Below are 4,463 nucleotides of genomic sequence, written 5' to 3'. Positions count from 1 at the left end.
AGCCTACACACTGTAAAGAGGCTATATATCCTGTATTTGATGGTAGGATTGGCTGCAAGTGCGTTTTAAAGTGTTTATTTCTATAAAAAAAAGAATTGGGGTTTTCCCAAATCCATCACGCTCGATGTGGAGTATCCCCTCTGCACAACCAAGGTAGAAATCAAGGGGTTTCATTGAAAAGTAAAAAACTTGTGAATTTATTCTTTGAAATTCTATTTTTTCTCTCCCTTACGTTGCACAACAGATGCCGATTTCTTTCTATCCATACGGTGATCAAGGGTTGCAAGGGCTTCGACTCATTTAATTGTAGTGAACGCAAAATATTCAAATTCCATTGCTTATCCAATAAGCCATCGCGTTCACGTGTGCTTAATTTGCTGAAACCCTTACCGTCGCCTTTATCTATTTAAATGAACGTTTTTTACCTGGGCAAGGGTTCAGCACAGCTCAATCATTTCTCATTTTTTATTGGTATGTAGATCAGTGTTTTTAAAAACAATGGCTGCATAATTTTATTTTAATTGGAGCTCTATATGTTAAAGACCAGCGTGTTTGCGCTGCTATTATCCATGGGAATGGCAGCGAACGCCTCTGCCTTAACCCCGTCGGGTCAGTGGACGTTAAAAAATGCGTCCACAGCGTCGAAAGATTATTCCATGCGCATTGATGTGGATCCTGGGGAAACCTATTCCGATTCAGGGTATGCCCCGTCCTCGGTCTATTAGGCCCAGTACGTTACCTTTAATAAAGCCAGTGGAGGGTATCTGGGGTTGCAACGTGCAGGGGGGAATAAACTCGCTCTTGTATCCATTTGGGGGGCTAGTGATGCCAAAGCAGGGATTTTACCCGTCGTGTACTGCAATGAATTTGGCCCTTGTCAAAGTGTAAAAGGGAATTACGATTGGAAAGTTGGGCACAAGTATCGGTTTCGGGTTGAATCCAGTCCTCGTACCGCCTCCGACGATACGGGGGATTGGTGGCAGATCACGTTGGCCGACCTTACTTTGGGAAAAATAGATATTTTAGGGGAGATTAAAACCCCCAAATGGGGCGGGCTCAGTCCCACCAATAGTGTTTTCCTTGAATATTTCTGGGGCCCTTATGGCTGCAATGCCTTAAGACATGCCAAAGCCACCGAAGGCCAAATCAAGGGCAATTACGGACAGGATTCTGCGTTGAAATCATCAAGTGGATACAGTTATGGTGATCCGGATCTTTGTGAACAACAATACATTCTACCAGGGATGGCGCCTGCGGATTATGGGTCTTCCTCGACGGATACCAATGGCACGCTAGCGCTTTTGGGTAATCATTATAGAGGATTGCATAAATGGGGAGCTTACAGCAACACCGCTAACAAAGGCATGATGTTTGCCACCAACCCCGATGAAGCCGAACCTTATATGTATGAAGCCCTTCATGATGGCACTTACGGAGCCTTTCCCGCACAAGGGAGCGACAACACCGATTGGAAATCCATCGGAATAGGGTATCCCATTATTAACGACCTTTATTTTAGAAACCAACGGGTTTACGAATGGAGCGAACGAAATAATACAGGCGTAAAGGTTGGCGATTATTTTGTGTCACATAATTCCGCTACGGGCGATACCGAATTTTTCAAAATGAAAAAAACAGGTGCTGGCTACTTGCCAGAAGATAAATCGGATAACGACGACTGGACTTATGTCGGAAGATACCCTAAACAAAATGAAACCCTATCCCCACCCATGACGGTGCATAGTTGGAAAGCTTCAGATACAACAGCCAAAAAAGGCTGGCTCTATTACGCTGATGGATTAAAAATGTATTTCATTTTAAAGGCTGATGGCAATTATGGCTATTACCCTAGTTCGGCTACCGATAACCAATGGTGGCAGTTTGCGGGGTATCATTCCTGATAAAAGAATACCCATAATGGTTAACGTAAAGACCATTATGGGTAGTTCAGACGTACAACTTAGCATCAAGAATAATTTATATTCAGCAGAGTTAAGTTTTTCAAACGAACTTCGATGCCTAAGGATTGACCATGCAATGGGAGTTGACGAATGCGCTATTCAATTCCTATTTTCTAGGCAGTTGATACGTAGTGAAATGCAAACGAGGTATCAACGTTTTGATAAAACCAAATAACCGAGGCGGTTGACTTTTTATTATTTTATCAATGGGCTAAAATAATAGGTAAGCTTAAGCGTTCTAACATTAATGGGGGGGTAAGAAAATCTCTAATCTCTCCAAAATCGAGTATATCTTGACCCTTGCACGATTAAGTGACTCTGAGCTTATCGTCCTACCTAGCATCTAGCTTCCAAACTCAAGCAAGTTTACCAAAGACGAAGATAGAATTTTGGTTTGCACCTCAGTGCCGTTGCGATCCAGCAAAGCATAGCGTGGGGAATGATGTTAAAAACCCATCCTGCGCAACCGAGGCCAGAGACGGGATTTCGAAAAAGGAATGAGATATGATGTTATGCTTTCCCTCATGTTGAGGAAAAATCGAGCCTATGGCAAAGCAAATGGTGCTTTACATTGTTTGAGTGGAGGAAAGTGGAGTAATAAACCCACCCTGCGCACCCGAACCCAGAGACAGGGATTTCGAAAGGGGAATGAGATACGATGGTATGCTTTCCCTTATGTTGAGGAAAAATCGCGCCTAAGTCAAAGCAAATGGTGCTTTACATTGTTTGAGTGGAGGGAAGTGAAGTGAAGTGAAGTAATAAACCCACCCTGCGCACCCGAACCCAGAGACGGGGATTTCGAAAGGGGAATGAGATACGATGTTATGCTTTCCCTTATGTTGAGGAAAAATCACACCTAACTCAAAGAAAATGATGCTATACATTGTTTGAGGGGAGGAAAGTGGAGTAAGTTTACATCAGCAAACACGCTGTATTGGAAATGTGGCAAGGGATGATCATGCGTTTTGTTTAATCCTCGGCCTAAGAAAGACAAGGTAAGATCAATTTATACTCTTATCAATGCTTTTGCCATAATAACGTATAACCCATACGCAAGTCGATGAAATATTGAATAGGACCGTTGTTAGGGTTTTTTACGATATGGATTTTGATTCAAGGGCCTTAATGGAGTGTTGGCTCCGTTCTCCACCCAGTTCAGCATTATTTACTAAAGCTGACAAGTAAAACATTTTACACGCTATAGGTGGAGAGCAAACGGTTGTATTAAAAAGACAGCCTCAATTGAAGCGCTCGTAATATTTTGACAAGGGTATCAAACCGAGGACTGGTACGACCAGACAACGCTTTGTATAGGCTTTCCCTCCCAAGTCCCGTTTCGTTGGCTAATTGGGTCATCCCCCGTGCCCTGGCGATGTGACCAATGGCTTGAATAATACGGACGGTGTCCCCATGTTCTTCTTCGATGCATGCGTCTAAATACGCTTGCTGATCCGCTTTAGTACGCAACAAATTAACGACGTCGCGTTGCTGAATTTTACCTCCCATAGAGCTGCCCTTTTTCAAATTTATAAATTAAAATTACGATTTACCATTTAACAATGGAAACCCCTGATCACCCATAGCGAACGAGTAATTTCGTTCACATTTTATAGGTAATTATAAAATTCACAGGAAACAACGCCCCGCGAATGCATTCCCTTTAAAAAATGCGCAGTTTTTAGTCAATTTTTCTTGAGGTGTTTTAAGCATATTTAATTTTGCTATTGCAAGAATAAGACACTTAGGGAAAAAATTAAAAACTATAGCCTACGTGAACAAGAAAACGTTCGTATACACAGTAAAGCGCAAGCCTACCCATTGGTCTTAGGAAGGTTTTTCCGTTAAGTCCCACAAAATTCTTAGTTTTTGCCATTTTGCCAGTGCCATCAAAACAAAGATATGATCGCGCAATAACGACGGATCGGGGGGTCTTTTCCACAGCAACGCAGGGTTCTTAAGGTAAAAAGTAAAATGTGACTTTACGCTGCATTACTTTGTATACACAAGCCTATCACGCCAAGACGAACGAATCAGTCCGTGCAATCCTAAAACGTAGGTTACCCAAACGCGGGATGGCTCGCGATTAGTACCCTTAGGGGAGGTTAAGAGTTTTTTGGTTAACCGCACCAGCAATTTATTAACGCCATTAATAACACCTATTCCTAGGGTGTGGCCACTTTAACTCCATGGTGTTAGGGTCAATCCTGGCAATCTTAGGGTAATTCTTTTCATCGTATTAATGCACCCCAGCAAAAAGTCGGAACCCCGCCGCAGGAACAAGATTCTCTCAACACCTTACAGCAGAGCAAGCATCAAATGTGGGTATTGCCCATATTGTTTTAATGCCGAGAAAACAAGGGTTTTTTCAAGAATGCCAGCAGCGGAGAGGATTTCCAAATTTTACGGATAGGCTGGGGGGTTAAAAGCCTCACCTCTAACCCTTGTCCTTTGTGCGTTAGCCCGATCCCCAACGTTTCTTTATCCTTAAGTAAAAGCATAAGG

5 protein-coding genes and 1 pseudogene are annotated in these 4,463 nt (G+C 42.7%); 4 read left to right on the top strand and 2 right to left on the bottom strand.

Annotated elements, in window-relative coordinates:
- Positions 1-533 precede the first annotated feature (533 nt).
- From AABE15_RS03885 to AABE15_RS03870, 4 genes and pseudogenes are all read left to right on the top strand, one after another.
- On the top strand, positions 534-725 hold the full coding sequence (locus AABE15_RS03885; protein WP_338329968.1) for a hypothetical protein: 192 nt from the start codon (positions 534-536) through the stop codon (positions 723-725).
- An 18-nt stretch (positions 726-743) separates the two neighbouring features.
- Positions 744-1,901: pseudogene (locus AABE15_RS03880) on the top strand (DUF3472 domain-containing protein); the annotation flags it as partial.
- 16 nt (positions 1,902-1,917) lie between these two features.
- Positions 1,918-2,136: a hypothetical protein gene (locus tag AABE15_RS03875; protein ID WP_338329966.1), complete on the top strand. Its 219-nt coding sequence runs from the start codon at positions 1,918-1,920 to the stop codon at positions 2,134-2,136.
- Positions 2,137-2,458: 322 nt separating this feature from the next.
- Positions 2,459-2,710, top strand: coding sequence for a hypothetical protein (locus AABE15_RS03870; RefSeq protein WP_338329965.1), 252 nt, complete (start codon positions 2,459-2,461; stop codon positions 2,708-2,710).
- Positions 2,711-3,185: 475 nt separating this feature from the next.
- Here the strand turns inward: AABE15_RS03870 and AABE15_RS03865 are convergent, their stop codons facing one another.
- Positions 3,186-3,467 carry an addiction module antidote protein gene (locus AABE15_RS03865; RefSeq protein ID WP_338329964.1) on the bottom strand — a complete coding sequence of 94 codons (282 nt, stop codon included), beginning with the start codon at positions 3,465-3,467 and terminating at the stop codon, positions 3,186-3,188.
- Between the two features lie 247 nt (positions 3,468-3,714).
- Positions 3,715-3,900, bottom strand: coding sequence for a hypothetical protein (locus tag AABE15_RS03860; RefSeq protein ID WP_338329963.1), 186 nt, complete (start codon positions 3,898-3,900; stop codon positions 3,715-3,717).
- Positions 3,901-4,463: the final 563 nt, after the last annotated feature.

The sequence above is a fragment of the Commensalibacter sp. Nvir genome, from assembly GCF_963921845.1.
In the GTDB taxonomy this organism is placed as follows: domain Bacteria; phylum Pseudomonadota; class Alphaproteobacteria; order Acetobacterales; family Acetobacteraceae; genus Commensalibacter.
The sequence above is the reverse complement of the archived record's forward strand: the minus strand, read 5'-3'. Positions and strand labels throughout refer to the sequence as shown.

What these genes read in the sequence shown, in the direction of transcription:
- AABE15_RS03875 (WP_338329966.1), top strand. Translation starts at nt 1,918, where the DNA reads ATGGTTAACGTAAAGACCATTATGGGTAGTTCAGACGTACAACTTAGC.
- AABE15_RS03870 (WP_338329965.1), top strand. Translation starts at nt 2,459, where the DNA reads ATGAGATATGATGTTATGCTTTCCCTCATGTTGAGGAAAAATCGAGCC.
- AABE15_RS03865 (WP_338329964.1), bottom strand. Translation starts at nt 3,467, where the DNA reads ATGGGAGGTAAAATTCAGCAACGCGACGTCGTTAATTTGTTGCGTACT.
- AABE15_RS03885 (WP_338329968.1), top strand. Translation starts at nt 534, where the DNA reads ATGTTAAAGACCAGCGTGTTTGCGCTGCTATTATCCATGGGAATGGCA.